Raw genomic sequence first — 25,213 nt, 5'->3', positions numbered from 1 at the left:
CCCTTTTCCTTATGCTTCAAGTTGGTGGATGTGTTGCGTTGATACCCAAATGTGCATTTTTTCGCCAATCGGCAAGCGGGTGGAGTGATATGCAGTCCATTGCTCACCGTTCTCGGCTAGTATACGAATTTCATAACGATCGCCGACATAGCTGACATGCATGATCTCTACTGTAAAAGCGTGCTGATCCGCTTGCTCCTGTTCCCAACGGACATGTTCAGGACGAAACAGTGTCCGTTCCAACTCCAGCCAGTTGGATTTGCCGATAAACCTCGCCACCTCTGGATGAGCTGGGCAACCGTAGATCACCTCTGGTGTTCCGGTCTGCAAAATATGTCCATTTTTCATAACAACCACTTCATCAGACATGGACATGGCCTCGATCTGATCATGGGTGACATATAGGGCGGTCAGCCCCAGATCGCGCACAAGCGACAGCATCTCAATGCGCATCTCCTCCCGTAGCACCGCATCCAGCGCACTGAGAGGCTCGTCGAACAACACCAGTCGAGGCCGGATAGCAACCGCTCTTGCGAAGGCAACCCGCTGCTGCTGACCACCGGATAGCTGATGAGGATACCGATCCTCCATCCCTGACAATCTGACCATGTCGAGCGCCTCCAGCACCACTGTCCGCAGTTCCTTGTCTCGGGCGCTGGCAAACCCTTTCCCCCGCTTGCCCGCACGCAGGCCGAAGGCCACATTTTCAAACACCGTCATATGCGGCCACAACGCGAAATCCTGAAAGACCATACCAAAGTGGCGGAGATGCGCGGGAATATCCTTTTTGCGTTCAGCCGAAAAAAGAATTTCCTCTCCCATCGTGATTGTGCCGGTATCCGGTGTCTCCAGACCAGCAATCAAGCGCAAGAGCGTTGTTTTCCCACATCCGGACGGTCCGAGCAGTGTTGTGAATTTACCCCGTCGTACGACCAGATTCGTCTCATGCAGCGCTGTTATTTGGCTGAAGGTTTTACTTAATCCGTGAATATATAGATCCTGATTCATCGCATTACCTGCCTGTTCTTCTGACTGACCCCAGTGTAAAACTTGAATTCGCAAGCTGTGTTATTGGAAAGTTAAAACAAAATTAATTATTTCAATGAATTGTGTTAACACTCATAGATTTAATCTATATAGAGGGGATTGATGCTGCTACCCATACAAATAGGCATGATTGTTCAATTAACCTGAAAGCGAGGCATTCTAAGTGAATTTAAGTCTTCTAAAGTTACATATTGTAGAACTGCTGAATAAGCACCATAAAATTACCACGGTCGCCGAGCTTCTTGGCCTAAAGCAACCCACTGTTACTTTTCATATGAAAAATCTGGAGCGTGAATTCGGCGTAAAGCTGTTTGACACACGCATGGGCAAAATCATCCTGACGGATGCTGGAAATGCGCTACTGCACTATGCCAGCAAAATTAATGCACTGGCTGCCGAAGCTGAGCGAGTCGTCCGCGAGTTCGATACGCTCCAGCGGGGAAGCATACGTATTGGCGCAAGCTATGTACCCGCTACCTACTTGCTTCCTGCTGTGTTGCACCGCTTTGCCCGTGAGCATCCAGGCATTCACATCGCCTTGTCTGTGAAAACTGCGCCCGTGATCAAGGACATGCTCGCTCGTCACGAAATTGATCTTGGCATCATTTCGGCAGAGCCGTTTCAATCCCCAACGCTACTCTCAGAATCCTTGGGCGAAGATGAACTGATGCTCATCTGCTCACCCACTCATCCGCTCGCCAACGAAACCGATTTGACACCCGAGCTTATCGCTTCTTCCTCCTTCGTATTACATGGCAAGGATTCCAGCACACGCCACGTGACCGACAAATGGCTGGAGCGTGGGAGTCGGCGACTTCCCTCCTATCTGGAGTTGGATTCACTGGAAGCCATCAAACAGGCGGTTATGCTGGGAGAACACATCTCCTTTGTCTCTCGCATTGCCGTTCAGTCAGAGGTTGAGCGGGGCTTACTGGTTGTAAGACCTATTCCGGGGCAGTCTGTTGAGCGGTATATTTATATGGTCAGCAACAAAGACCGTCATCGCTCGGCGCTCATTCACAGATTCACCGAATATTTATCATGGAACCAAGATTAAATCTTACCTGTCATATAGAAATTATGTCTTTTTTTTACCGGAGTACCCTCGTGCTTTGACATACGACTGACAATACACCCGTAAAGTGTAGCGTGTAACCTATTCGGACGAACAGGAGAGGATGAAATGAAAACAGGCCTTCGTATCACCCAATTGATGTCGGTAGTAACTCTGAGTGCAGTACTGCTCGTAACAGGATGGAAAGGAGCAGAACCGGTACAAGCTGCCGCCAATGCCACACCAAGCTATGAGGTGAAGCTACTACTGGATACGGCTCAGGTGCTCAATGCGGATGGCTCATTAAAAAGTGGCATCGTGAACGAGTTTCAAATTAGCGACGATGCACAACGATTGAGCGTCGAGTATTTTGATACAAATTCATTGCAATTAAATGACGAGGGCTGGAACGTGAGGTTTCGCAAAAAAGAGGACAAAAAAAATTATGAATTAACCTACAAAAAGCGCTATACGGTCACAAATGGAAATATCGACGCGGCGCTCACCCAAGCGAATAAAGAAGGGTTCAGCGCGTCTGATGATAATTATGAGGCTGAGGTGGATTGGGGATACAGCAAGCAAACACTAAGTTTTTCCAATGATAAAAAAACAAACGCCTCCAAAGGATTGGCTCTGCCTTCCCCAGATCAAGCATTAAAGCAACTACAGGATAATCTTCCGGGCAAGCTGCAAAACTGGAAATCCAGCAACTGGGGCAAGAAAACTCTGGCAGACTCCAGAGTACGCGGTCCGGTACAGGTCAGCAAATATGAAGGTAGCTTTCAGGGACTGGATACCGACGTTGAAATATGGCCTATTCGCAGCGCAAACGGATCAGGTACAGAAAATATTATCGAAATCTCCTTCAAAACCTCGGATTACAGTGTTGCCGCCAGCAACCGCACCAAGCTGATGAACCTGTTGCAATCCAAAGGATGGCTGGTTCCCGCCGATTCCCTGAAAACGAATTTAGTACTGGAACGCTACTAAGCTAATCCAACATAAAAAGGAACCGAGGCGCCAACCTGTTGAGAGTGGCGCCTCGGTTCCTTTTATTATTATTTATATGACTACAAGGTCATGATGTTAAAGTTGCTTGCTTACATACGTTCCGGTGCAGACACGCCCACTAGCTTCAGTACGTTGGCAATGGTCGTGCGCACCGCACCAAACAACGCCAAGCGTGCCTGCGTTTGAGCGGCATCCTCTGTAATGACGCGCTCTGCCTTATAGTAGCTGTGGAACAATGAAGCCAGCTCGTAGACATAGCGAATCATACGGTGTGGTGCAAAGTTTGCAGCCGCCACCGATACTTCCTCCGGCAGCTCGCCGATTTTGCGGAGCAAATCGTATTCATGCTCAGCCGTCAGCTTGGACAAGTCAACTTCTGCCAACGGCAGCACAGCAATCCCCTGCTCTTCAGCTTGACGATATACGCTGCATGCACGTGCGTGCGCATATTGTACGTAGAATACTGGATTCTCATTGGAAGTGGAAATCGCCAAATCCATGTCAAAATCCAGGTGCGAATCCATGCTGCGCATAGTGAAGAAGTAACGGATCGCGTCTACACCCACTTCTTCCATCAGATCTTCCATCGTCACGGCCTTGCCAGTACGTTTGGACATTTTTACTTTTTCCCCATTTTGGAACAAGCTGACCATTTGGGCAATCAACACTTTAAGCTTATCCGGGTCATTACCCAGTGCTTCCATTGCTGCCTTCATCCGTGGAATATAGCCATGGTGATCCGCTCCCCAAATGTTGATGATCGTGTCATACCCACGAGCATATTTATCGCGATGGTAAGCGATATCTGGGGTTAGGTACGTATATGTACCGTCATTTTTGATCAAGACACGGTCTTTATCGTCGCCGTACTTGGTCGTATTCAGCCATGTAGCTCCGTCCTTCTCGTAAATCTCCTCACGGTCACGCAGCTCATTCAGCGCTTTAAGCACTTCACCGTTTTCATACAGCGACGTTTCGCTGAACCAGGAGTCAAAAGGCACACGGAACAGCTCCAGATCGCGCTTGATCTTGTTCAGTTCCTTTTCCAGACCGTAGTCACGGAAATAAGCTGCGCGATCTCCCGGTTCCATGGACAACAGAGAATCGCCCTTTTCGGCCACCAGTTCCTTGGCAAACCCGATGATATCCTCACCATGGTAACCATCTTCCGGCATCTCCGCAGGCTGTCCCAGCTCCTGCAAATAACGCGCCTCAATAGAGCGACTCATGTTGTAAATCTGGTTGCCCGCATCATTAATGTAGTATTCACGAGTTACTTTGTATCCGGCAAAATCAAGCACGTTGCAGAGAGCATCCCCTACGGCTGCACCACGTGCATGACCTAAGTGAAGGCTACCTGTCGGATTGGCGCTGACAAACTCGATTTGTACTTTTTTGCCTTCACCTTCCTGTATACGCCCGTAATCTGCCCCCTGCTCCTGCACTTGTCCAATGACCGCATACAGGTAGCTCTTGTTCAGGCGAAAGTTAATAAAGCCCGGTCCAGCGATTTCCGCACTTTCAATAGAAGCGGAAGCTAAATCCATATTCGCGATCAAATCTTCAGCGATTTGCCGTGGGTTCTTCTTCGCAATGCGGGTGAGCTGCATCGCAGCGTTGGTAGCCAAATCACCGTGTGACTTGTCCTTTGGTACCTCCAGCGTAATGGTCGGTAGCTCTTCGCGGCTCACGATTCCAGTAGCCAGCACCGCCGCCTCGATTGCTAAAGTCACCTTTTGATTAATAAGTTCCAGTGGATTGCTTGTCATGATTATTGCTCCTCCTGTATATGCAAACTGATGGCAAAATGCCCCGAGAAATCCTCAAATACGTACAGATCATAGGTCCAGCTCACATGTCCGGTGAAACCATCCATCCGAATATCGAGCTTCTGCGTATGCGCAGACATGTTCAGGTTTAAATAAGGCGAGCGGTAAAATCCAGGCAACCTGCGTCCCAGCGCAAACGACTGCTCTGATTGTACCTCACCGTGACGAATCAGCTTTAGCTCATCCGATCCGATTTTGACTGTGTTCCGTGTCGTACCGCCCTCAGGACTTTCTTGCGGCTCATCGTACCTTATATATAGATGCTTCCCACGCACGATCGCTTCTCCGGGAAGTTCCTGTACCACATCTTCTCCGTCATGATGACTATGAAGACGGATTCGGACCTTTGCATTATGTGGCATGTATTCAAACTCCATTCTATTGCTATCCTACTGTACTACTATATCCAGTTCCCGATTGCAATTCAAATGAGTTTTTACAAAAAGATGCTTTCATCCAAAAAATTTAGCTACCTTAAGTCAGCTCCATCAGATGCTTGGCTAAAACTTTCAATGAATCGAGAGGCTAGAGAAGACATGTATTTATCCTTCATCCAGACAGCCGCCACACGTGTATGCAATTCTTCACACATAATTTCCTTAACGATTAACTGGTTATTGCTTCCGAGTGACAACGCAGACCGCGAAATCATACCGATCCCCAGCCCTTCATTAGCCCAATGAAGCGTGGTGCGAGCATCATCGTTTTTGCAGAAGATATTCGGCTCAAAGCCATGCTTTATACAGGTATCGTGGATCAATTGTTCAAAGCGGCGATATACGATGAGCGGCCTGTTTTTCAAGCCAGACAACGGGATGGTCTTCTGTTCGGGGTTCCAGTCATGTTCTTCTGTCATCACTGCGATCATCGGTTCGGAGGACGCATATCTGCACCCTAAATCAGTGGTATTAAAAGGGGTTCTGACGATACCGACCTCGACAATTCCTTTGTTCAAAAGATCGAGAATCCTAAAGGTATTTCCCTCATGAATTTCAAATTTTACACCCGCATAGGTTTTATGAAATTCGGAAAGCCTGTCTTTCATTAGGGCTGCGCCGGAAGAGGAGACCGTTCCAATGGTAAGCGTACCCTTCATCCCCAAGGCAAAATCATTAATTTCTCTCGTTGTGGCATCTGTCAGCTCCAGAATCTGCTTGGCCCTATTCTGTAAAATGATGCCGGCCTCCGTCAACTGGATGCTTCGCGAGCCTCGATGCACGAGCTTTACACCAAGCTCTTCCTCCAGTTGCATGAGCTGCTGACTTAAGGGAGGCTGTGCGATTTGCAGCTTTTTGGCTGCCGCTGTAATCTGTCCGGCCTCTGCGATCGCCAAAAAATACTTGAGATGTCTCAATTCCATCATTATGGCCCTCCGGTACTGATATATGTAAAACCTATACCTCTAATATATATTAAATATTATTCATATGGTTGGGGATATGACATAATCAAATTCAGATATGCTATTGCGGCATGAGGCTATATACATTATTTAGGTTAGGTGATGGTTTATTTGCTGAAATTTGCTGTTTTTTTGAAACCCTATAAAAAGGAAACGATTCTTGGGCCTCTATTTAAACTGATTGAGGCCATCTTGGAACTATTGCTGCCCACTATGGTTGCCTTAATGATCAATCATGGTGTAGGTAAAGGAGACACCCATTATGTTTGGCAGATGGGTCTTTTGATGTTACTCATGACTATACTGGGCTTTGGCAGTTCATTAGTATGTCAGTTTTACGCAGCCCGTGCCTCCCAAGGATTCGGAACTACGCTGCGCAATACGATGTTTAAACATATTTCATCGTTTTCTTATGCTGATCTCGATAAGTTCGGTACGCCCTCGCTCATCAACCGGATTACGAATGATGTCAATCAACTCCAAACGGCTGTAGCGATGCTGATTCGTCTGGTCATTCGTGCTCCTTTTATTTGTATCGGGGCTATTATCATGTCCATGATCCTGGATTTCCGCCTGGCTTTGGTGCTGTTGGCGGCTACACCGGTTCTAGCTTTGATCCTGTATGTGGTCATTACGAAGGCTTCACCACTGTATCGTCGGTATCAAAAAAAACTCGATAAAATCGCTCTGGTACTTAGCGAAAATCTTACAGGCGTACGGGTCATACGCGCATTTGCCAAAAGAGGCGCTGAGCGAGTTAAATTCAACGCCGCTTCGGATGACCTGACTCAGACCGCTATTCGTGTCGGACGTATTTCTGCTTTGCTAAGCCCTGCCACCTTGCTGGTGGTAAACGGAGCTATTATTGCAATCCTGTGGATCGGCGCCATCCATATCCAATATGGATCACTTACACAAGGGGAGATTATTGCCTTTATTAACTACATTACGCAAATTTTATTAGCTCTGATTGTGGTGACCAATTTAATTATTTTGTTCACCAAGGCTGCCACTTCAGCAGCACGGATTCAGGAGGTCCTAGACACGCAAGCTTCGATTTCCGACACTGCTGCTACTTCTACATCTATAGATAGGGAGGGAACAAGTGGGCATGGCGCTGTACCAGCCATCTCTTTTGATCATGTTTCCTTTGGATACAATACGACAGGGCAACTGGCACTTAACGATGTAGTGGTAAACATCTATCCTGGTGAAACGGTTGGAATCATCGGAGGAACAGGTTCGGGGAAATCCACCTTTGTGAATCTCATTCCCCGCTTCTATGATGCGGTAGAGGGTTGTGTACAGGTTGACGGCATCGACGTACGGCAGTATAAGCTTGAGCAATTGCGGCAGAAAATCGGTATTGTTCCTCAGAAGGCGCTGCTGTTCACTGGGACGATAGCGGATAATATCCGTTGGGGACATGAACACGCCACCGACGAGGAAGTCGCTCAAGCCGCAGCAATCGCGCAAGCGGATGAATTTATTTCTAACTTGCCGGAAAAATTCGATGCCCCGATCACCCGAGGAGGACTTAATCTATCGGGAGGACAAAAACAGCGACTTACCATTGCCAGAGCTATTGTAGGCAATCCGGAAATTCTGATTTTGGACGATTCCTCAAGCGCACTTGATTTTGCAACCGATGCCGCTCTCCGTAAATCGCTACGGGAAAATAGCACCCGCATGACTGTCCTACTGGTCTCGCAACGAGTAAGCAGTGTACAGCATGCCGATAAAATCATTGTATTTGATGAAGGCCGGATTGTCGGAATCGGCACACATGAACAGTTGATGAGCAGCTCAGAAGTATATCAGGAAATTAATCGCTCCCAGCTCTCAACGCAGGAGGTGGACCAATGAGTGGCAAGGAAACCTGGAGAAGATTGTTAACCTATGTCGGTCAATATAAAACAACAACATTTTGGGTCATCGTCAGTGCGATTCTCAGCGTGCTTGCTAGTCTGATCGGACCCTACATGATTGGTCAAGCTATCGACCACATGGTGAATAAGGGAGCAGTGGATTTTAAAGGTATTGTACAGATTCTAGCTGGATTAGGCATTGTATATGTTGTAGGCAGTCTATTTAGCTGGCTGCTCACGTATTTGACGAACCGTATTGCTTTTCAGACCGTAAATGATATGCGGCGGGAGTTATTTGATCATTTTAATATCCTTCCGTTAAGCTTTCATGACACTCATCCACAAGGAGACAGCATTAGCCGTTTTGTGAACGATATGGATGCTGTGTCGGATGGATTGCTGCAAGGTTTTTCCACCTTGATTACCGGGATTATTACGATTATAGGCTCCATTGTACTCATGCTGTATATCAGTCCGATCATGACGTTGGTCGTATTGGTGTCTGCCCCGATCACATACGGTGTGGCACGGTTCATTACGACAAGGTCACAGCGTATGTTCCGCGAACAGGCCAAAATTTTAGGAAGCCTGAACGGTTACGTAGAAGAAATGATTGACGGACAACGGGTAGTTACTGCTTTTCATTATGAAAACCGCTCGCTTGAGGAATTTTCCGCCAGAAACGAACAATTGTATCAAGCCGGGGTGAAATCACAGTTTTACGGATCATTGTCCAACCCCTCCACCCGATTGGTGAACAACATGACTTTTTCAGTCACCGCCATGATTGGTTGTATCTCCATCATTTTGGGTGGGATCTCGGTAGGTGGATTGTCGAGCTTTCTGATTTATACCAATTTGTTCGCCAAGCCCTTTAATGAAATTACGGGTGTTCTCACCCAGTTCCAGGCAGCCACAGCTTCTGCTCAGCGCATATTTGCGATTTTGGACTCACCGCCAGAGCAGCCGGAAAAATCGAACGCCGTACAGCTGGAGCGCAGCAAAGGCACGATTCTTTTTGATCATGTCAAATTCTCCTATAACCCGGAACGTACGCTCATTACGAACTTTAGTTTAGAAGTTAAGCCAGGCACTCGTGTGGCCATTGTCGGGCAGACCGGAGCTGGCAAAACCACACTCGTCAATCTGCTCATGCGGTTTTACGATGTGGACAGCGGCTCGATATCCATCGACGGGGTGAATATCAACGACATGAGCCGGGACAGCCTGCGGACTAACTTTGGTATGGTGCTTCAAGATACATGGCTGTTCAGCGGAACCATTCGGGACAATATCGCTTACGGGAAGCCGGAAGCCACGGACGAAGAAGTCATCGCGGCTGCAACAGCTACCAATGCGCATAGCTTCATCAAGCGACTGCCTCATGGCTACGATACGGTCATCAGCGGGTCAGGTGACAGCCTGTCGCAAGGCCAAAAACAGCTGCTTACCATCGCGAGGGTAATCCTCGTCGATCCACCTATGCTGATCCTGGATGAAGCGACCAGTAGCATAGACACTCTGACAGAAGCGCGTATCCAAAAAGCATTTATGAAAATGATTGCCGGACGCACCAGCTTTGTGATCGCCCACAGACTATCGACCATCCGCGAAGCGGATTTGATTCTATACATGAAAAACGGCGATGTCGTCGAAAGTGGTACCCATGAGGGGCTGCTTGCCAGCGGCGGCCATTATGCCTCGCTCTATAACAGCCAGTTTACTACGGCTTAAAAGGCTGACCGGATACGGTCGCATCAGTAAGGTCAACGTTCTTAAAAAAAGTCGGTTGCTTTTTAAGCAATTGGCTTTTTTATTTTTCTTTGATAAATCCCCCCCTATATTATATAATAAAACGAGAACAAACGTTTCCGTTTCATCTAAACCTTATGGTTTGTATAGCCAACATCATGCATGGGTTTCAGTTGGGAGGCTGAATATGGATATTAATGAATTTCAAAAGTGGGTCAAGCAATATTATCAGGAGAGGAACTGGTCTGATTTAGATATCTTCGTCCGAATTGGTTTCTTGGCAGAGGAAACCGGGGAGGTTGCGAGAGCTATTCGCGCCCTGGAGATCGGCAGAGACCGGCCTGATGAGATCGATGGTTCATTCGAGGAGAACAGGGAGCATTTAACTGAAGAACTTGGAGACGTACTGGGTAATCTCATCGTGATCGCCAACAAGTATGACATCACCTTGGAGGATATATTTCGAACACACCAGCAAAAACTTGCAAAAAGATATACATAAAGGAGAATCTCATATGAAAAGCATTGCTGTTTTTTGCGGTTCCAGTAATGGAGCGTCTGAGATTTATCGAGAGCATGCTGTTGCTCTGGGCAAGGCACTTGCCGAACAGGAAATAAGCCTGATTTATGGAGGAGCAAGTGTTGGTTTAATGGGTGCAGTGGCTGACGCGGCACTTCATGCAGGAGGTCACGTCATCGGTGTACTCCCTCACTTTTTGCAAAGCCGTGAAATTGCACATAATGGCCTGAGCGAATTAATCATTGTTGATTCCATGCACGAACGAAAATCCAAAATGGCAGAGATTGCGGACGGATTCATTGTTTTACCAGGTGGCCCAGGTACAATGGAAGAATACTTTGAAATTTTCACATGGGCGCAATTAGGCTTGCATGAAAAGCCATGCGGTCTTTTAAATATTAACCATTATTACGATCCTCTTATTTCCTTGTTTAATCGTATGGTTGAGGAACAATTTATGCAGGAAAAATATCGTGCGTTGGTAATTACGGATACTACTTCGCAAGGAATCCTACAGCAATTTACAAATTACACTCCTCCTGCCGTCAAAACATATCTCACGAGCAAACGGACCTGACATTAGGAATGGCACGTATTGCTCAACAGACATACCATTTAATTTAATATGATATGAAAGGAACACCACCGTCAACGTTATTCCAGTGGTGTTCCTGTAAAATTGAACTCATCCAATGAATGCTGTCACGCCTAACGGGAACCCCAATTTTAAATCCCAGCGCCCGTAGCGGTTGGTTGGTCCATTTGCTCACTTTCCTGAAAATCCCTGCGGTAGAACCAGCCGATCAGAACAGCAACGGTAGTCATGGCCGCAGCCAACAAATACACCTGCACCATACCGAAACGGTCTGCATACCAGCCCATGAATAACAAAGACAGACCGAAAGCGAGATTTGTAAGCACATCAATTCCCGCCATCACTTTGGGCAGCTGGGCTGCCGGTGCACTGGTTTGCAGCAAGGTGCGGCGAATGATACCAGCCATCTGAACAGGTAAGCCTGATACAGCAAAAAGAATAAGCGCAGCAGCGGGGATGGTATTCAGCGCAAATACAATGGTAATCAGTACATACACCAGCAATGCTCCGAGCATGTACAAAAAGCTGTTCTTTTGCAATCGCTTGACCAAGCCAACGACAATCAATCCACCCAAAATCGTGCCCGAAAAAAAGGACGCATTCATAAAGCCCCACCAGCTCGCATCCCGATGCAGCACTTGGCTGACGTACGCCAAAATAAATACGCCGAGCCAGGAGACCCCCCCAATACTATCCACACTATCGACGATCATCAGAGAACGAATACGACGGTTATGCCAAATGATTTTCCAGCCTTCCCCAAGCTCTTTCCAATGGGAGCCTTTTTCCTTTCCCTTTGCAGGTTCTACTAGATTTGTTGAGGAATCCGAAGCTTCAAAACTTAATTCCTTCTGATCCAGCGGATCACGAATGAAGGACGTGACAGTTACAGCCACCAGATAACAACAGGATGCGATTACAAGCGTATTCAGGGAACCCAGCCAAGCCACAATAATTCCGCTCAACGCCCAGCCTGCACACCTGACCACCTGATCACTGACCGCTACCATGCCGTTGGCCCGCATTAGTCCTTCACCCGTGGCCAAACGGGGTACAAGCGCATTACGCGCAGGATTTGTCCAGCCATCCAGAAAAGACATACCGAACACCATCACAAAAATAAATAGAAATGACCTCTGCTCAGGTACAATCCACAAATAAAGCAGCAGCAGTGTAAAAATGACAAACTGACCAAACTGGGAAAATAGCAACACGCGCGTCAGCCGAAATCGACCGAGGACGATCGGTGCAACGAGCCCACTAAGTACTTGGGCAGACAATCGGAACAGCGGGATTAAAATAGTCGTCATTAAGGAATTACTTGAGCTGAACACCAATACCACTACACTCAACATGTAGATGATATCTGCTACATTGGAGATCGTCTGAGACCCCCACAGGTAATAAAAAGAGCGTTTGATCAAAAAAGTTTCCCCCTCTTTGGTACATCGCCGATTTATGTATTTCCATAACCAAACCGTCCCTGTTGACATTACAAATCTGTTAAATGTCTGGTTTTTTGTATATTCTACACACACCCTTAAATTTCCTTCTTTTATCTTAAAAGGAAATTCGATGTCCAGTATGCCTTCGTAGCCTTTTTCAAATCTTATCCAACACAAAAAAAGCGCCTATAGCGCTCTTTTACACCCAAAAACAGGCAATAAAGACCACTAAGACGCTTTCTAAATTGTTTACTTCGTTAAATCTTCCACAAATTTAGGTAGTACAAACGCCGCTTTGTGTAGACGCGGACTGTAATATCGGGTGTCCATCTCTGGAATTCGGGTCTCGTCTACTTCAAGCGGATCATACTTCTTACTACCCAACGTGAATGTCCAAAGACCGCTCGGATAGGTCGGAATGTTCGCACCATACACACGCACAATCGGGAAAATTTCCTTCACATCTTTGTTGACCTTCTGAATCAGGTCTGCCTTGAACCAAGGATTATCCGTTTGCGCAACGAAAATGCCGTCTTCCTTCAAAGCTTCAAAAATACCTTGATAAAACCCTCGCTCGAACAGCGGCGCTGCCGGACCTACCGGCTCCGTCGAATCGACCATAATGACGTCGTATTCATTTTTGTGTTCAATAATGTGCATGTATCCGTCATTGACCAGCACTTCTACATTAGGCTCGTCCAGCTTTCCTGCGATTTCAGGCAAATATTTTTTGGAATATTCAATCACCTTACCGTCGATCTCAACCAATACAGCCTTTTCCACTTCAGGGTGCTTGATGACCTCACGAATAACGCCGCCATCGCCACCACCCACAACCAAAACTTTTTTCGGATTCGGATGTGTATTCAAGGCCGGATGTGCTACCATTTCGTGATATACAAATTCATCCTTAACCGTTGTCATCACCATGCCATCCAGAACAAGCATATTGCCGAATTCCTCTGTCTCGATCATAGCCAGATCCTGAAAATCAGTTTTCTCAGAGACGTAGGTTTGTTTGATTTTTGCTGTAATGCCGAAAGAGGGAGTCTGCTTCTCCGTAAACCACAAGTCCATCATTCCAACCTTCTTTCTGATCAAAGTATGTGTCCGGCAATCCGGTAGCATAAACGTTGACTTTCCTTATATCAGCAACACGCAAACGCCAAGTTTGCTATATTTATTGTACCAAACACATTGGATTTTCACACTTTTTGCATTATAAGCGATACCTGAATGGGCTGCAAAAGCAATTTGAAGATTTAATCTTGTTTTTAAAATAGATACGTATGTGCATCTGATGAATAGACGCTTTCGGATTGACTATACTGAGAACATCAACTATGGAAGGAGGTGGCATGATGACCGATACGACCGGGCGATCCCCCAAGCGTAAACCGCTTTGGCTTCGATGCTTTCAAGGAATGATGTCTCTCACTATCCTGACGGTCATCGCCGCCTGCATCCTGCTCGCCTATTTGTACACGACCAGCCTTCCGCTCGCGGATACGGATCGGAATTCACGTCTGCTCGATAGTCAGGGGCAAGTCATCGCCACTTTCTCTGCTGGAGGCAAGGAATCCATTCCGGTCCAACTTGATCACATTTCACCCAATTTGATTGCAGCTACCCTGGCTGTGGAAGATCGGAAGTTTTACGATCATTTTGGCTTTGATTTCAAAGGTCTGGGCCGGGCGGTAATCGTTAATCTGACCCGCTGGGATATGTCGCAAGGGGCCAGCACGCTGACTCAGCAGCTTGCACGCAATCTGTACTTATCTCATGAAAAAACGTGGACGCGCAAAGCCAAGGAGGCCATTTATACCGCACAGCTTGAAATGAAGTACACCAAAAATGAGCTGCTGCAAATGTATTTGAACGAAATTTACTATGGTCACGGCGCCTATGGCATTGAAGCAGCTTCGCAATTGTATTTCGGTAAATCCGCAAAGGATCTGGATTTGGCCGAAAGCGCCCTGTTAGCAGGTATTCCGAAAGGACCGACCTACTATTCACCGTATAATCATATGAAAAATGCAAAGGATCGGCAGAAAATTGTACTGGACTCCATGGCGCTCACTGGCAAGATTACTTCGGCTGAAGCCACCAAGGCCTATGAAGAAATGCTGGCCCTGCGGCCCGAGAGCCAGCGCCGGACAGTGGAAACCGCTCCCTGGTTCCGCGATTACGTCCGCCAGCTGGCGACTCATCAACTTGGGATTAGCGAAGGGGTGCTTGAGCATGGCGGACTGAGTATTTATACCACGCTGGACATGCACATGCAGCAGGCAGCCGAGGCGGCTGTAAACGAAGGCATGAAGAACAGCAACGGACTGGAAACCGCGTTAATCTCCATGGACCCGCGCAACGGACATGTCAAGGCCATGGTCGGCGGAACGAACTATGTCGGGAATCAATATAACCATGCGCTAGCTACAACCCGGCAACCCGGCTCAGCCTTCAAACCGATTATGTATCTGAGCGCACTGGATTCAGGCGAATTGACCAGTACATCCAAGTTCGAAAGCCGGCCGACGTTGTTTCACTACGATAACAACCGCAAGACCTATAAGCCCAAAAATTTTGGAGACAAATACTTGGGCGAAATAGATCTTCGGCGCGCAATTGCGGCGTCCGATAATATTTATGCCGTTAGCACCATTTTGAAGGTGGGGACGGATAAGGTCATGGACCTCGCCAGCAAAATGGGCATTACAAGCGAGCTCAAGCCCGTACCTTCGCTAGCGCTGGGTGTGTCGCCCGTCAGCCCGTTCGAGATGGCCTCGGCCTTCTCGGTCATCGGTAGCGGCGGGCAAAAGGTGGCTCCGGTGGCAGTGCTGCGCATCACCGATGCTGCCGGGCGGTCGCTGTACGAAGCGCCCCAAGCCGCGCCCGTGCAGGTGGTGAAGCCCGCCTCCGCCTACGTCCTCACACGCCTTATGGAAGGCGTGTTCGAGGAAGGCGGCACTGGCAACCGGGTCGCGAAGCTGATCAAGCGCCCGGTTGCCGGCAAGAGCGGCACGACCAACACCGATGCGTGGATGGTCGGCTTTACCCCCGAGCTGTCCACCGCTGTCTGGGTCGGCTATGACAAGGGCAAGGACATCAGCACACAGGATGCCCGACGGGCGGCTCCGATTTTTGCGCAATATACGGAGAAAGCGCTGGAGAATGTGCCACCCAAAATCTTTCCTATCCCTGACGGCGTAGTCAGCGCTTATATTGACCCGGCCAGCGGCAAGCTGGCTGCACCGGACAGCCCGGACAAGCGGCTGGAGGTATTCGTCAGCGGCACGGAGCCGAAGGAGACGCTATCGGGGCAAGATAACCAACCGGCATCCACACCAACTGACCAAGCGGAGCGACAAGCTGAAAAGAAATCGTGGTGGGGCAATTTTAAGCGTTGGTGGATGGATTAATAGCAAAAAAAGACTGGGGGAACGCGATGAGCGCTCTCTCAGTCTTTTTATTTTCGCATCACTTACCTCATATGCCCATTTACCTCTCTTGCCAGTGCCATCAGCCATCATCCCGTTAAACCCCGCTCTTCCCTAAAGCTGCGCTATTACCAATAACAGCTAAACGACTCAATACGGTTGAGGTCTACACCATAATAAAACCAAAAACGTCCACTCCACCGAAAACCCGCTACCGATGTTCTGCCTACAAAGACAGGGTACAGCCAAAAACGCTCTCCGTTCGTCAGCCATACAAACGTGTTGCGGAACAAACAACCGAAGATGGCTCCAGGGTCAACAGCATAGGCCGAAACCAGCGGCTTCGGTGGCGTAAATTGCGGTGGTGGAGAAGTGGGTGCTTGAGCTTGCTGCCCACCTTGCGGACCGAACGGCCCTTGCGGCGGCGGTGAGAACGGCTGTGGCGAAAATGATCCTGGGCCTGGTGGCGGACCTATCGGAGACGGGAACGAATCCTGCATATCAGGAAATTGTGGAATCGAAGGACTTGACGGCGTGAATGGACCCGGAATACCCGGTTGCGTTCCGAAAGGAACTTGTGGCAGTAAAGACATGTGTTTCACTCCTTGTGTTCTAGGCTGATGTATCCTATGCGGGACATCAGCCCGCGGACTGGGCGAATCCCCATATCTCCGCCGAACTCCGTTATTTCGTCCTTTTACATCAAAAATTCTTATTTCCTGATACGATTAACTTCCTTTTTTGAACATGCTCCAGCTCAATTTCATGTATCATTTTAATCTCGACTCGTTTCCTGAGCTCATCATACTGTTCCAGCAGCCGATGCTTATACCCTAAATTGTCGTTCATCCAGCCTATCATAGAGTCATCCTTATGCTCTGTGGACCAGCTAAATAAATCGCTATAGAGCTGACCAAATGATTCCTCGTTACAGCGAGCGAACCGGATCGGTCGGGCTGTATAACTTAGTTTTAGTTCCAGCATCTCATACAACACTTCCAAACGGTACTCCAAGTCCTGTACACCTGCTTTGGACACATCACAGCTTTTTATATCCTGAATAAGCTCTCTAAAGGTCAACCCTACATGCTGCATAGCAATATAAGACCACACACAGCTTCCCGTAGCTGTTCCATGAGCCTCCCAAAGCGGATTCCACAAAATAGACCGAATCGTATCCCTTTGCTCCTCTCCAAACAAGGCAATTCCAGCAATAATTCCCGCATTACAGTCTACCGAGGCATGTCGTTTTCCCCAATGCACCAATCGTGGAACCATATCTTCAGTAGTGCATTTGAAGCTTAGCAGAGGTAAGAATTCATTAAACAAATGCTGATCCAACACTTTTTCCAATTCACCCGCCAGTTTCTCACGGTACGGTTCGCATGGAAGATGTACCAGTCCCAAACAGGCATCCACAGACACAGCTCCATACGGTCCGTTCACCAAAGCGACAAGATCAGCAGCAGCCTCCACATAACCCAAATAACCTAGCACATACAGCACACCGTCAGGTATATGTTCTGGGGATGCCTGATTTCGAACATAACGCTCGTACATATCCTGCGCCAAAGTAACATCCCCGCATCTCATGATCGGCTGGAGGAGCACCCCCCTGATATAATGGTGGGGATCTTCTACAAAAAGCCTATATAACTCCCACGCATCCTCCACTGTCCCATATTGGGCAACCACATCTGTATAGGCGGAAATGATGCTGGCGTCCAGCTTCTTGCCTGAGCCGAACATATCCATAAGTCTTGCTGTCGCGTCCATCATCCTGTTTTCTCCTTTCACGTGTGTACGTCTTCATAAAGCAATTCTCTAATGCTGAATATTTCTATTAAAAAAGAGGAAAGATGTTACCATCTACGATCCAGTCTAGGGAGTTGATCTCATGCATGATTCCAATCCAAAAATTACAACATTTTTCATGTTCTCTGGTCAAGCAGAAGAAGCCATGCAATATTATACCTCTGTCTTTAAGCCGTCTGGTATCATGAGCATTTTCCATCAGGAAGATGGGACCGTGTTACATGCCGTATTCAACCTCAAAGGGCAAACCTTTATGGCTATAGACTATAACCATCAGGACAAACACCCTTTTACCCCAGCTCTATCGCTATTCGTCACTTGTGATTCGGAAGAAGAAATTCATCGTGTGTTTAGTCAGCTATCTCAGGAAGGCCGAGTTCTAATGCCCCTTGAAGCCTCGCCCGTAAGCCAACAATTTGGCTGGGTTGAAGACAAATACGGTGTTTCATGGCAATTAAATTTGGCAAAAGACTAAATTTCTTCTCTAAACGATCCAGCAGACTCTAGAAGTCTATAGAAAAACAATAGACCATGCTCCATCTTTTTTTGGTAATATTATATTTAATAGGTGCCAATAAAAGGATGTGTGTTTATTGTATAGTGCAAATTGTGAACAATGTTTTGGTTTATGCTGTGTAGCCTTGCCTTATGCTAAATCAGCCGATTTTGCTTTTAATAAGGACGGAGGAACCCCTTGTCAAAACCTAAATGCGGATTATCGTTGTAATATTCATAAGAACCTAAGAAATAACGGCTTGCGAGGCTGTACAGTATATGATTGCTTTGGAGCTGGCCAAAAAGTTTCCCAAGTTACATACAACGGAAAAAGCTGGCGAGACGATCCGGCAATAGCTGAGGAAATGTTCAATATATTTCCCATCATGCAACAGCTTCATGAAATGCTTTATTACCTAAATGAAGCCCTTAACTTAAAAGAAACTCATCCCATCTATACAGACTTACAAAAGGCTATGGCGAAAACCGAGCAGCTTACGAATCAAGATCCAAAATCTCTCATAAATCTTCATGTACCCACCCATAGGGCGTTAGTCAATGATTTACTTTTACAAACAAGTGAGTTAGTACGAGAAAAAGTTAAGAAAAACATAGAGCACAACAAATATAGTAAAAAAATCAGAAGTAGAGACCTTATCGGGGCTAATTTAAGAGGCGCTAATCTTAGAGGTACCAACCTGAGAGGAGTTTTACTGATTGCTGCTGATTTGCGAGAGGCTGACCTGAGAATGACAGACTTGATCGGTACGGATTTTAGAGATGCTGATTTAAGTGGGGCTAATCTGGAAGGAAGTATCTTTCTTACACAGGCGCAATTAAATTCGGCTAAGGGCAATTGTAAAACCAAACTGCCCCCTTCTCTAAGCATTCCAAACCATTGGCTGCATTAGAGTTTATTTTATAGTAGTCTTCAAGAAAATACGTAATTAAGTAATTAAAAAACTCAAAAACGTTCGATTTATGGTATACTTTGCTAGTACAACATACGGCTAAAAGGGCGGTCGGCTAGTCTCCCCGAAGGGAGGTGATGCCCATGGAGGTTAAAGACGCGATTTCCTTGATGATCATGTTCGGCATGTTCATTCTGGCATTACTTACCTACATGAAAAAGAAATAGACCGCCCCGATCCAAGGTAACGGTCTATTGTTGGACCCTACTGCCGACTGCTCTTTAAGCAGTGGTTGTATACTGGAGTCGTGTTAGCGCACGCTCCTTTACTATTCTTACCTCAGTATAGCTCATTTTATAACGTAAATACAGCTTTTATCTTCAAAAATTTTACTAATTACTCAGCTCTTTAATGTATATTTGGCAACAAGAAAGTACCTTCCATTGGATCAGTTCAAAAATCACGTCTTTATGACTGCATCCAGATTTAGGCCTCCGATTCTTCTTCGTTTAGAAATTCCTTTAATCTCTGACTTAAGGCTGCATACTGCTCTGCATTGGTGTCCGAAAAAGCCTCCTCCCGGTTGGAGTATACATCCTGATACTGTGGAGGGATTGAAAATTGAGACCTCGTAAAATCTACAATGTCCTCACCAATACGGTTGTAATAGTGCCAACCACTATCCAGCCATGTTTTCAAAATATCGCCGCCAAGCCTGTCCTGAACGACGAGTGCTGTGACACCACATTGCCCAGACGCGGGGTTATTTGCTGTCCATTTAGAGCTAGACTCCAAAGACCAAGCTCGAAACAACGCCTTTTCTAATTCTAAAAAACGGTTTGCCTTCAACATGCGCCTCCCCTTTCGATTCCATTCTGCACTTATGTGAACGTGCTTTATTTATTTCAACCCCACACTCTGTGAATCTTGGCTTCTGCTTCTTTCAGTTCTAGCAAATACACGTCAGGATTCGAAAGCTTTTTCCAGTCCTCAAACCCAAACTGCGGATCGTAATGTCGAATGAGAAGAGATAGTAAAGCTCCATGAGTTACAATGATAACCGTTTTTTCCGCCCGCTCTATAAGCTCCTGAACAAGCTGGATTCCTCGATCTACTGCTTCACGGGATGATTCCCCTCCCTCCAGCTTCAAGTCCTCGTCCAAATAGGTCTGTTCCAGCACATCCAGCCAATGATCCAAATGCTCATGGCTAAGTACCCGTTCTTGAAGACGTACATCAGTATACACCTGCAACTGTTTCCGTTCAGCCAAGGGCTGAATGGTTCGCACGGCCCGTTTCCACGGGCTGGACACAATATATTCCACACCTACATTCTCCATAAAATCAACCAACTGCTCAGCTTGTCGGGTACCCTCATCGGTAAGTCGGGCATCTGGTTCCTGTCCTGTTGCTTGGGCATGTCTGACAAAATAAATTCTCTTCACGTCATCACTCCTAACTGTCACACAAATTTAAAATTCTACATATTTACAAATAATTATTTTTATGATATAGTATAGGTTTACATATTTATGTTTAATGATACGATTCCTTTGTATTACATCAACTCTTATGGGAGGGATTCGATGCAATTAGACAAGGGAATACACATGCTCCAGGTTTCTGCTAACATTATGGGAAGTATAGAGAGTATTCACCCGACTTTAGTGTGGGACGAAGATAACATGATTTTAGTTGATACGGCTTACCCCGGGCAACTCTCACTTTTACATGAGGCTATTCTAGACACCGGATTAGCAATCCATAAACTTACCTCTATATTAATAACACACCAGGACCTTGACCATATCGGCAGTTTAGCAGATATAGTCCGAGCCTCTTCATCCCCAGTTCAAGTATTAGCCAGTTCTATCGAAAAGCCCTATATACAGGGAGAAAAACAGCTTATAAAGCTGACTCCAGAAGCAATAGATCAAGCTGTAAGCTCCATGCCCGAATCCGTTCCGGTAGAGTGGAGACACGCATTCCGGCGTACACTTGAAAATCCCCCAAAGGCTATTGTAAACTCCACCATCGTTGCCGGAGAGGAACTGCCCTTCTGTGGGGGGATCGTAGTTATAGATACTGCTGGACATACACCAGGACACCTAAGTTTCTATCATAAATCCAGTCAAACCCTGATTGCAGGAGATGCTCTACGCGTGGTAAGCGGCAAATTACTGGCTCCAGACCCGCAATATTGCTGTGATTTCAATATGGCCAAAGAATCTCTTAAAAACCTGCTGCCATATGATATTAAAAAAGTGGTCTGCTTTCATGGAGGGCTGTACGAAGGCAATTGTAATCAGCGGATATCTGAAATATATGAATCCTAACCTTTGATTTACATGGTCGTACCCACCCCTTGACTGGTCAGTGAATCATCTAAAGAAAAGACTAACCAGGAATTCCTGGTTAGTCTTTTTTGAATGAGAACTAGGCTTTTAAGTGAACTCTTAATACAGGTACTTCTGGAGAGGCAGATGTACCTTCCAGGATTTCCACATGGCTAATCATCTCTTGCCCATCTGGAACGATTACCGGCGTAATTACAGGCAATCCACCCTGTTGAATCGCATCCAGGTCAAACTCCATCAATAATTGCCCAGCTTTAATGCTATCTCCTACTTGGACATGAGGATTAAACCCTTGTCCTTTGAGAGAGACGGTATTAATCCCGACATGTATCAAAACTTGTACGCCGGATTCATGTTCAATAATCAGAGCATGCTTACTTTTCTCCATGACATGGGCAACTTTTCCCGCGAAAGGAGCGGTGACCCTACCCTCAGACGGATGAATAGCGATGCCATCCCCCATAGCTTTCGTAGAGAACGCAGGATCTGGAACCTCCTCCAGGGAAACCACTTTTCCTTTGATTGGTGCTATCATTTCGAATTCTTCAATACGAGGAGCCGCCTTCTTTTTCAACCATTTAAACATAACGATGCCACCTTATTTAGAGATTACATTCATAAACAGTAAATAGGACTTAACTACATCTTTCAAGGAACCGGTTCCACAAAATGAATAGAAAGAAGAGTGGAAGCGATTTCTATCTGAATTATAGTGAATGCCTTTCCAGGATGTCAAGGAGCTATCAGTTCATAACTACATATCTGTTACAATAATTTTCATGTAACTTGGAGGTGCTCTAACAAATTGCGGATTTAAGTGTTTATCTCTTAAAAACAGATTTTTTATAGTATACTTTTCCAGCAATTTCTTTGATGATCATGTTTGGCATGTTCATTCAGCATTGCTTACCTACATGAAAAAGAAGTAGACCGCCCCCAACCAAGGTATCGGTCTACTTCTGAACCTTACTGCCGACTGCTCTTTAAGCAGTTGTGTACACTGGAATCGTGTTAACGCTTGGCCTACCCTTCCAGCGCTTGCTTCAATTCCTCAGGCGAAGCGTCCCACCATTCCTCGTTATGCGAAATGAGCAGGCTTTTGAGCGCTGCCTTATCTTCGCTGCCGAGATCCTCCAGCATGAAACGACGCTTGAGCGCGTAATCCATACGGTTGACGTGATCGGCGAGGATTTTCCAGCCGCGTTTGGCCTCGTCGTCAATCAGCATCTCGCAGGCGGTGGCGCCGCCGTACATACGTCCTTCGGCTGTACGGTCCACAGCTACCCATACGAGCCATACCTGGCGTCCGTTCGGTACGTCCTCTTTATTCGTAGAGAACTTGATACCACGTTCTACTTTACTTTTGGCATGCATGGCACCGATATCAATTTTCGCCTCTCCTCGGTCAATGATGACCGGTGACATGCTGTTCAGGTCAATTGAGCCTGCGCCGAAACCCTTATGTTTACTCTTGCCACTGACAATGTTCAGTGCAATCTGTTTTTTGCCGTCCGGCTGATTTTCACTCATGCGTCACTAGACCTCCATTTTCCGTCTTCACACTCATTCTACACTATAAATATTTTAACTAATAATCTCCTGAAAGCAAACATATACATGCTGTAGATGCTTGTCAACGGGAGGTATCCATTGTATGACCCCAGCACGCACTAAAATCGTTTTATTGTCTACACTAGCCCTCGGTCTCCTCGCAGGGACGTTATGGTTTGCCTGGCAGCCCCAATCGCAATCCGACCCGCAGTCCATAGGCCAACCACTATACGGCTCCCTGTCTGAGTCTGCGCTTGCCCCAAATGTGGGCAAGCCTCTAGGGGCAAACATCCTGCCTGACCTGCCCAAGAACCCTCCACAACCCGCTACAGAAATCCTCAGCAAACGGGTGGTAGAGTACCACATTGATGTATCTCTGGAAAAGGGACAGGTTTTGCGAGGCACTGAGACACTGACCTGGAAACATCCGGGCAAGAAAACCGTGAATGATCTGTATCTTCATCTATACCCGAACGCCTTCTCTTCCATGGAAACCACCTTTATGAAGGAATCCGGTGGAAAGCTGCGCGGAGACACCATGCCCAAAGACGGCTTTGGCTCTATGACGCTGACTGAACTAAAAACAGAAGACGGTTTATCCCTCATGCATCGCATCCAATATGTGCAGCCAGATGACGGTAACGCAGGCGACCGTTCGCTCATGAAGGTGCGTCTACCCAAGCCAGTACGAGGTGGCGAAGAAATCACATTATATATGAAGTTTGAGGTAAAACTGCCTGCCATCTTTGCTCGTATGGGTGGGACAGATGATTTTGTAATGGCAGGACAGTGGTTCCCGAAGCTCAGTGTCTACGAGACTGCAGGACAGCGTGGACGCGCCGAGGAGGGCTGGAACCTCCACCAGTATCATGGTAACTCCGAGTTTTATGCCGATTTTGGAATTTACAGCGTACGGATTCGGGTGCCTGAAACTCATATCGTAGCAGCGACCGGATTTCCCACCCGTGGTGCCGTCCGACAGAACGGACAAAAAATATATCAATTTTATGCCGATGATGTACACGATTTTGCCTGGTCCGCTTCACCCAACTTTGTAGCCGTAGAAGAACCCTTTTCTTCTGCTGAAGTCCCTGGTGTCAAAATCAAGCTCTACCTTGACCCATCGCACAAGGAGCTCAAAGGACGCTATATGAGCGCAGCGAAGGCCGCTCTTTTGTACTACAGCAAATGGTACGGGCCTTATCCATATTCCACCCTGTCCATCGTGGTTCCACCTAAATCAGGCAATGGAGCTGGCGGCATGGAGTATCCGACACTCATCACGGCCGCTGCTGCGGGTAATCTCAATCCTGGCTATAGTCTGGAACGGACATTAGTTCATGAGATTGGACATCAATATTTCTATGGAATGGTAGCCAATAATGAATTTGAGGAGCCGTGGCTGGATGAAGGCTTCACCTCCTATGCAGAGGAGCGACTTATGGAGCAAGAATATGGGCTTACCCCCAACTTGCCATTACAATCGGGACAGGTATCCTCCCCACAGCCGCTAAACCGTGAGTCATGGAAGTACGGCTCGGCTGCTGAGTACGCGCAAAATGCCTACTCTCGAGGCAAGCTGGTACTACGGGGCATTGAACGTCAGGTGGGTATAAAAAAAATGGATCGCATTATGCGGACCTACGTCCAGACGTACCGATTTAAGCATCCGTCCTCACAGGATTTTCAACGTATCGTGGAGAGAGTCACCGGACGCTCATGGAGCCACTATTTTGAACAGTATGTATATGACGGCCAGATGGCGGACTTTTCAGTGGATCACATCACAAACCACAAGCTGGAGAATGGATATGAAGCAGTCGTGACGGTCAGCAAAAAAGGGGCGGATTATCCCAAGATCCCTGTCCAATTTACCTTCAAGGATGGAACCACGAAATTCAAGGCTTGGGACGGTGCGGGCAAAAGCACAACTTTTCGGATCAAAAGTACTTCTCCCGTTTCCTATGTAACCCTTGATCCCCTATATACCATTGCACTGGAGAACAAGCATATTAACAATACCCTAAAAGCCGAATTGGACGAAAAGCAACAAACCCGTTGGAGTATAAGTGTAACCAAGCTGTTGGAGACACTGCTTGGAAGTCTGTCATGGTGAGGTGTCTA

Annotated in this window: 24 protein-coding genes; 12 read left to right on the top strand and 12 right to left on the bottom strand. The window is 46.9% G+C overall.

Features of this window, described 5'->3' with window-relative positions:
- Positions 1–9: 9 nt before the first annotated feature.
- Positions 10–1,008, bottom strand: coding sequence for an ABC transporter ATP-binding protein (locus G9G53_RS23140; RefSeq protein WP_165150554.1), 999 nt, complete (start codon positions 1,006–1,008; stop codon positions 10–12).
- A gap of 202 nt (positions 1,009–1,210) precedes the next feature.
- On the opposite strand from G9G53_RS23140, the gene G9G53_RS23135 reads away from it, so the two are divergent.
- Both G9G53_RS23135 and G9G53_RS23130 read left to right on the top strand, forming a co-directional pair.
- The gene (locus G9G53_RS23135; RefSeq protein ID WP_029514902.1) at positions 1,211–2,104 is read left to right on the top strand and encodes a LysR family transcriptional regulator; all 894 of its coding nucleotides are present in this window, start codon (positions 1,211–1,213) and stop codon (positions 2,102–2,104) included.
- Positions 2,105–2,230: 126 nt separating this feature from the next.
- Positions 2,231–3,091, top strand: coding sequence for a hypothetical protein (locus G9G53_RS23130; protein WP_069011481.1), 861 nt, complete (start codon positions 2,231–2,233; stop codon positions 3,089–3,091).
- 110 nt (positions 3,092–3,201) lie between these two features.
- Here G9G53_RS23130 and argS read toward each other — a convergent pair whose 3' ends face one another.
- From argS to G9G53_RS23115, 3 genes are all read right to left on the bottom strand, one after another.
- A complete protein-coding gene (argS, locus tag G9G53_RS23125) occupies positions 3,202–4,881 on the bottom strand; it encodes an arginine--tRNA ligase (protein ID WP_165150552.1) in 1,680 nt (559 codons plus the stop codon).
- 2 nt (positions 4,882–4,883) lie between these two features.
- Positions 4,884–5,318: a DUF1934 domain-containing protein gene (locus G9G53_RS23120; protein ID WP_081112515.1), complete on the bottom strand. Its 435-nt coding sequence runs from the start codon at positions 5,316–5,318 to the stop codon at positions 4,884–4,886.
- Between the two features lie 92 nt (positions 5,319–5,410).
- Positions 5,411–6,301: a LysR family transcriptional regulator gene (locus G9G53_RS23115; RefSeq protein WP_165150572.1), complete on the bottom strand. Its 891-nt coding sequence runs from the start codon at positions 6,299–6,301 to the stop codon at positions 5,411–5,413.
- 153 nt (positions 6,302–6,454) lie between these two features.
- Between G9G53_RS23115 and G9G53_RS23110 the strand changes: the two genes are divergently transcribed.
- The 4 genes from G9G53_RS23110 (at position 6,455) to G9G53_RS23095 (ending at position 11,060) form a co-directional block, all read left to right on the top strand.
- The gene (locus G9G53_RS23110) at positions 6,455–8,209 is read left to right on the top strand and encodes an ABC transporter ATP-binding protein (RefSeq protein WP_165150550.1); all 1,755 of its coding nucleotides are present in this window, start codon (positions 6,455–6,457) and stop codon (positions 8,207–8,209) included.
- Positions 8,206–9,945, top strand: coding sequence for an ABC transporter ATP-binding protein (locus tag G9G53_RS23105; protein WP_165150548.1), 1,740 nt, complete (start codon positions 8,206–8,208; stop codon positions 9,943–9,945). The genes G9G53_RS23110 and G9G53_RS23105 overlap by 4 nt, the downstream gene beginning before the upstream one ends.
- Before the next feature lie 205 nt (positions 9,946–10,150).
- Positions 10,151–10,465: a MazG nucleotide pyrophosphohydrolase domain-containing protein gene (locus tag G9G53_RS23100; protein ID WP_029514913.1), complete on the top strand. Its 315-nt coding sequence runs from the start codon at positions 10,151–10,153 to the stop codon at positions 10,463–10,465.
- Positions 10,466–10,478: 13 nt separating this feature from the next.
- On the top strand, positions 10,479–11,060 hold the full coding sequence (locus tag G9G53_RS23095) for an LOG family protein (RefSeq protein ID WP_029514915.1): 582 nt from the start codon (positions 10,479–10,481) through the stop codon (positions 11,058–11,060).
- Positions 11,061–11,209: 149 nt separating this feature from the next.
- On the opposite strand, the gene G9G53_RS23090 is transcribed toward G9G53_RS23095, so the two are convergent.
- Both G9G53_RS23090 and speE read right to left on the bottom strand, forming a co-directional pair.
- On the bottom strand, positions 11,210–12,502 hold the full coding sequence (locus G9G53_RS23090) for an MFS transporter (RefSeq protein ID WP_165150546.1): 1,293 nt from the start codon (positions 12,500–12,502) through the stop codon (positions 11,210–11,212).
- A 270-nt stretch (positions 12,503–12,772) separates the two neighbouring features.
- Positions 12,773–13,600 (bottom strand): polyamine aminopropyltransferase, encoded by an 828-nt coding sequence (gene speE / locus G9G53_RS23085; RefSeq protein WP_053324352.1) that lies wholly within the window; start codon positions 13,598–13,600, stop codon positions 12,773–12,775.
- 284 nt (positions 13,601–13,884) lie between these two features.
- Between speE and G9G53_RS23080 the strand changes: the two genes are divergently transcribed.
- Positions 13,885–15,942, top strand: coding sequence for a transglycosylase domain-containing protein (locus G9G53_RS23080; RefSeq protein WP_165150544.1), 2,058 nt, complete (start codon positions 13,885–13,887; stop codon positions 15,940–15,942).
- A gap of 146 nt (positions 15,943–16,088) precedes the next feature.
- Here the strand turns inward: G9G53_RS23080 and G9G53_RS23075 are convergent, their stop codons facing one another.
- Positions 16,089–16,553, bottom strand: coding sequence for a transporter (locus G9G53_RS23075; protein ID WP_069011486.1), 465 nt, complete (start codon positions 16,551–16,553; stop codon positions 16,089–16,091).
- Positions 16,554–16,662: 109 nt separating this feature from the next.
- Positions 16,663–17,739: a hypothetical protein gene (locus tag G9G53_RS23070; RefSeq protein WP_165150542.1), complete on the bottom strand. Its 1,077-nt coding sequence runs from the start codon at positions 17,737–17,739 to the stop codon at positions 16,663–16,665.
- 118 nt (positions 17,740–17,857) lie between these two features.
- Between G9G53_RS23070 and G9G53_RS23065 the strand changes: the two genes are divergently transcribed.
- From G9G53_RS23065 to G9G53_RS26845, 3 genes are all read left to right on the top strand, one after another.
- A complete protein-coding gene (locus G9G53_RS23065) occupies positions 17,858–18,250 on the top strand; it encodes a VOC family protein (protein WP_165150540.1) in 393 nt (130 codons plus the stop codon).
- Between the two features lie 118 nt (positions 18,251–18,368).
- Complete coding sequence (locus G9G53_RS23060; protein ID WP_165150538.1) at positions 18,369–19,181, top strand: pentapeptide repeat-containing protein; 813 nt, start codon at positions 18,369–18,371, stop codon at positions 19,179–19,181.
- Positions 19,182–19,318: 137 nt separating this feature from the next.
- A complete protein-coding gene (locus G9G53_RS26845; RefSeq protein WP_305954445.1) occupies positions 19,319–19,408 on the top strand; it encodes a putative holin-like toxin in 90 nt (29 codons plus the stop codon).
- Between the two features lie 259 nt (positions 19,409–19,667).
- Here the strand turns inward: G9G53_RS26845 and G9G53_RS23055 are convergent, their stop codons facing one another.
- On the bottom strand, positions 19,668–20,030 hold the full coding sequence (locus G9G53_RS23055; RefSeq protein WP_165150570.1) for a YunG family protein: 363 nt from the start codon (positions 20,028–20,030) through the stop codon (positions 19,668–19,670).
- Between the two features lie 56 nt (positions 20,031–20,086).
- Positions 20,087–20,626 (bottom strand): histidine phosphatase family protein, encoded by a 540-nt coding sequence (locus tag G9G53_RS23050; protein WP_029514930.1) that lies wholly within the window; start codon positions 20,624–20,626, stop codon positions 20,087–20,089.
- A 141-nt stretch (positions 20,627–20,767) separates the two neighbouring features.
- Here G9G53_RS23050 and G9G53_RS23045 point away from each other — a divergent pair, with 141 nt between their 5' ends.
- Complete coding sequence (locus G9G53_RS23045) at positions 20,768–21,517, top strand: MBL fold metallo-hydrolase (RefSeq protein ID WP_165150536.1); 750 nt, start codon at positions 20,768–20,770, stop codon at positions 21,515–21,517.
- 100 nt (positions 21,518–21,617) lie between these two features.
- Here G9G53_RS23045 and G9G53_RS23040 read toward each other — a convergent pair whose 3' ends face one another.
- Together G9G53_RS23040 and G9G53_RS23035 are read right to left on the bottom strand one after the other, a co-directional pair.
- The gene (locus G9G53_RS23040; protein WP_029514933.1) at positions 21,618–22,124 is read right to left on the bottom strand and encodes a PTS sugar transporter subunit IIA; all 507 of its coding nucleotides are present in this window, start codon (positions 22,122–22,124) and stop codon (positions 21,618–21,620) included.
- 437 nt (positions 22,125–22,561) lie between these two features.
- A complete protein-coding gene (locus G9G53_RS23035) occupies positions 22,562–23,068 on the bottom strand; it encodes a YwhD family protein (protein ID WP_029514934.1) in 507 nt (168 codons plus the stop codon).
- Between the two features lie 124 nt (positions 23,069–23,192).
- On the opposite strand from G9G53_RS23035, the gene G9G53_RS23030 reads away from it, so the two are divergent.
- Entirely contained in the window at positions 23,193–25,205 is a 2,013-nt protein-coding gene (locus G9G53_RS23030; RefSeq protein WP_165150534.1) for a M1 family metallopeptidase, read from the top strand.
- Positions 25,206–25,213 lie beyond the last annotated feature (8 nt).

Source organism: Paenibacillus sp. EKM206P (genome assembly GCF_011066155.1).
GTDB classification, from domain to species: Bacteria; Bacillota; Bacilli; order Paenibacillales; family Paenibacillaceae; genus Paenibacillus; species Paenibacillus polymyxa_D.
Note: the sequence above shows the minus strand (reverse complement) of the source record. Positions and strands in the feature narration are given on the sequence as shown.

What these genes read in the sequence shown, in the direction of transcription:
- argS (WP_165150552.1), bottom strand. Translation starts at nt 4,881, where the DNA reads ATGACAAGCAATCCACTGGAACTTATTAATCAAAAGGTGACTTTAGCA.
- G9G53_RS23065 (WP_165150540.1), top strand. Translation starts at nt 17,858, where the DNA reads ATGCATGATTCCAATCCAAAAATTACAACATTTTTCATGTTCTCTGGT.
- G9G53_RS26845 (WP_305954445.1), top strand. Translation starts at nt 19,319, where the DNA reads ATGCCCATGGAGGTTAAAGACGCGATTTCCTTGATGATCATGTTCGGC.
- G9G53_RS23100 (WP_029514913.1), top strand. Translation starts at nt 10,151, where the DNA reads ATGGATATTAATGAATTTCAAAAGTGGGTCAAGCAATATTATCAGGAG.
- G9G53_RS23140 (WP_165150554.1), bottom strand. Translation starts at nt 1,008, where the DNA reads ATGAATCAGGATCTATATATTCACGGATTAAGTAAAACCTTCAGCCAA.
- G9G53_RS23075 (WP_069011486.1), bottom strand. Translation starts at nt 16,553, where the DNA reads ATGTCTTTACTGCCACAAGTTCCTTTCGGAACGCAACCGGGTATTCCG.
- speE (WP_053324352.1), bottom strand. Translation starts at nt 13,600, where the DNA reads ATGGACTTGTGGTTTACGGAGAAGCAGACTCCCTCTTTCGGCATTACA.
- G9G53_RS23045 (WP_165150536.1), top strand. Translation starts at nt 20,768, where the DNA reads ATGCAATTAGACAAGGGAATACACATGCTCCAGGTTTCTGCTAACATT.
- G9G53_RS23115 (WP_165150572.1), bottom strand. Translation starts at nt 6,301, where the DNA reads ATGGAATTGAGACATCTCAAGTATTTTTTGGCGATCGCAGAGGCCGGA.
- G9G53_RS23105 (WP_165150548.1), top strand. Translation starts at nt 8,206, where the DNA reads ATGAGTGGCAAGGAAACCTGGAGAAGATTGTTAACCTATGTCGGTCAA.
- G9G53_RS23080 (WP_165150544.1), top strand. Translation starts at nt 13,885, where the DNA reads ATGACCGATACGACCGGGCGATCCCCCAAGCGTAAACCGCTTTGGCTT.
- G9G53_RS23095 (WP_029514915.1), top strand. Translation starts at nt 10,479, where the DNA reads ATGAAAAGCATTGCTGTTTTTTGCGGTTCCAGTAATGGAGCGTCTGAG.
- G9G53_RS23070 (WP_165150542.1), bottom strand. Translation starts at nt 17,739, where the DNA reads ATGATGGACGCGACAGCAAGACTTATGGATATGTTCGGCTCAGGCAAG.
- G9G53_RS23120 (WP_081112515.1), bottom strand. Translation starts at nt 5,318, where the DNA reads ATGGAGTTTGAATACATGCCACATAATGCAAAGGTCCGAATCCGTCTT.
- G9G53_RS23130 (WP_069011481.1), top strand. Translation starts at nt 2,231, where the DNA reads ATGAAAACAGGCCTTCGTATCACCCAATTGATGTCGGTAGTAACTCTG.
- G9G53_RS23040 (WP_029514933.1), bottom strand. Translation starts at nt 22,124, where the DNA reads ATGTTTAAATGGTTGAAAAAGAAGGCGGCTCCTCGTATTGAAGAATTC.
- G9G53_RS23030 (WP_165150534.1), top strand. Translation starts at nt 23,193, where the DNA reads ATGACCCCAGCACGCACTAAAATCGTTTTATTGTCTACACTAGCCCTC.
- G9G53_RS23035 (WP_029514934.1), bottom strand. Translation starts at nt 23,068, where the DNA reads ATGAGTGAAAATCAGCCGGACGGCAAAAAACAGATTGCACTGAACATT.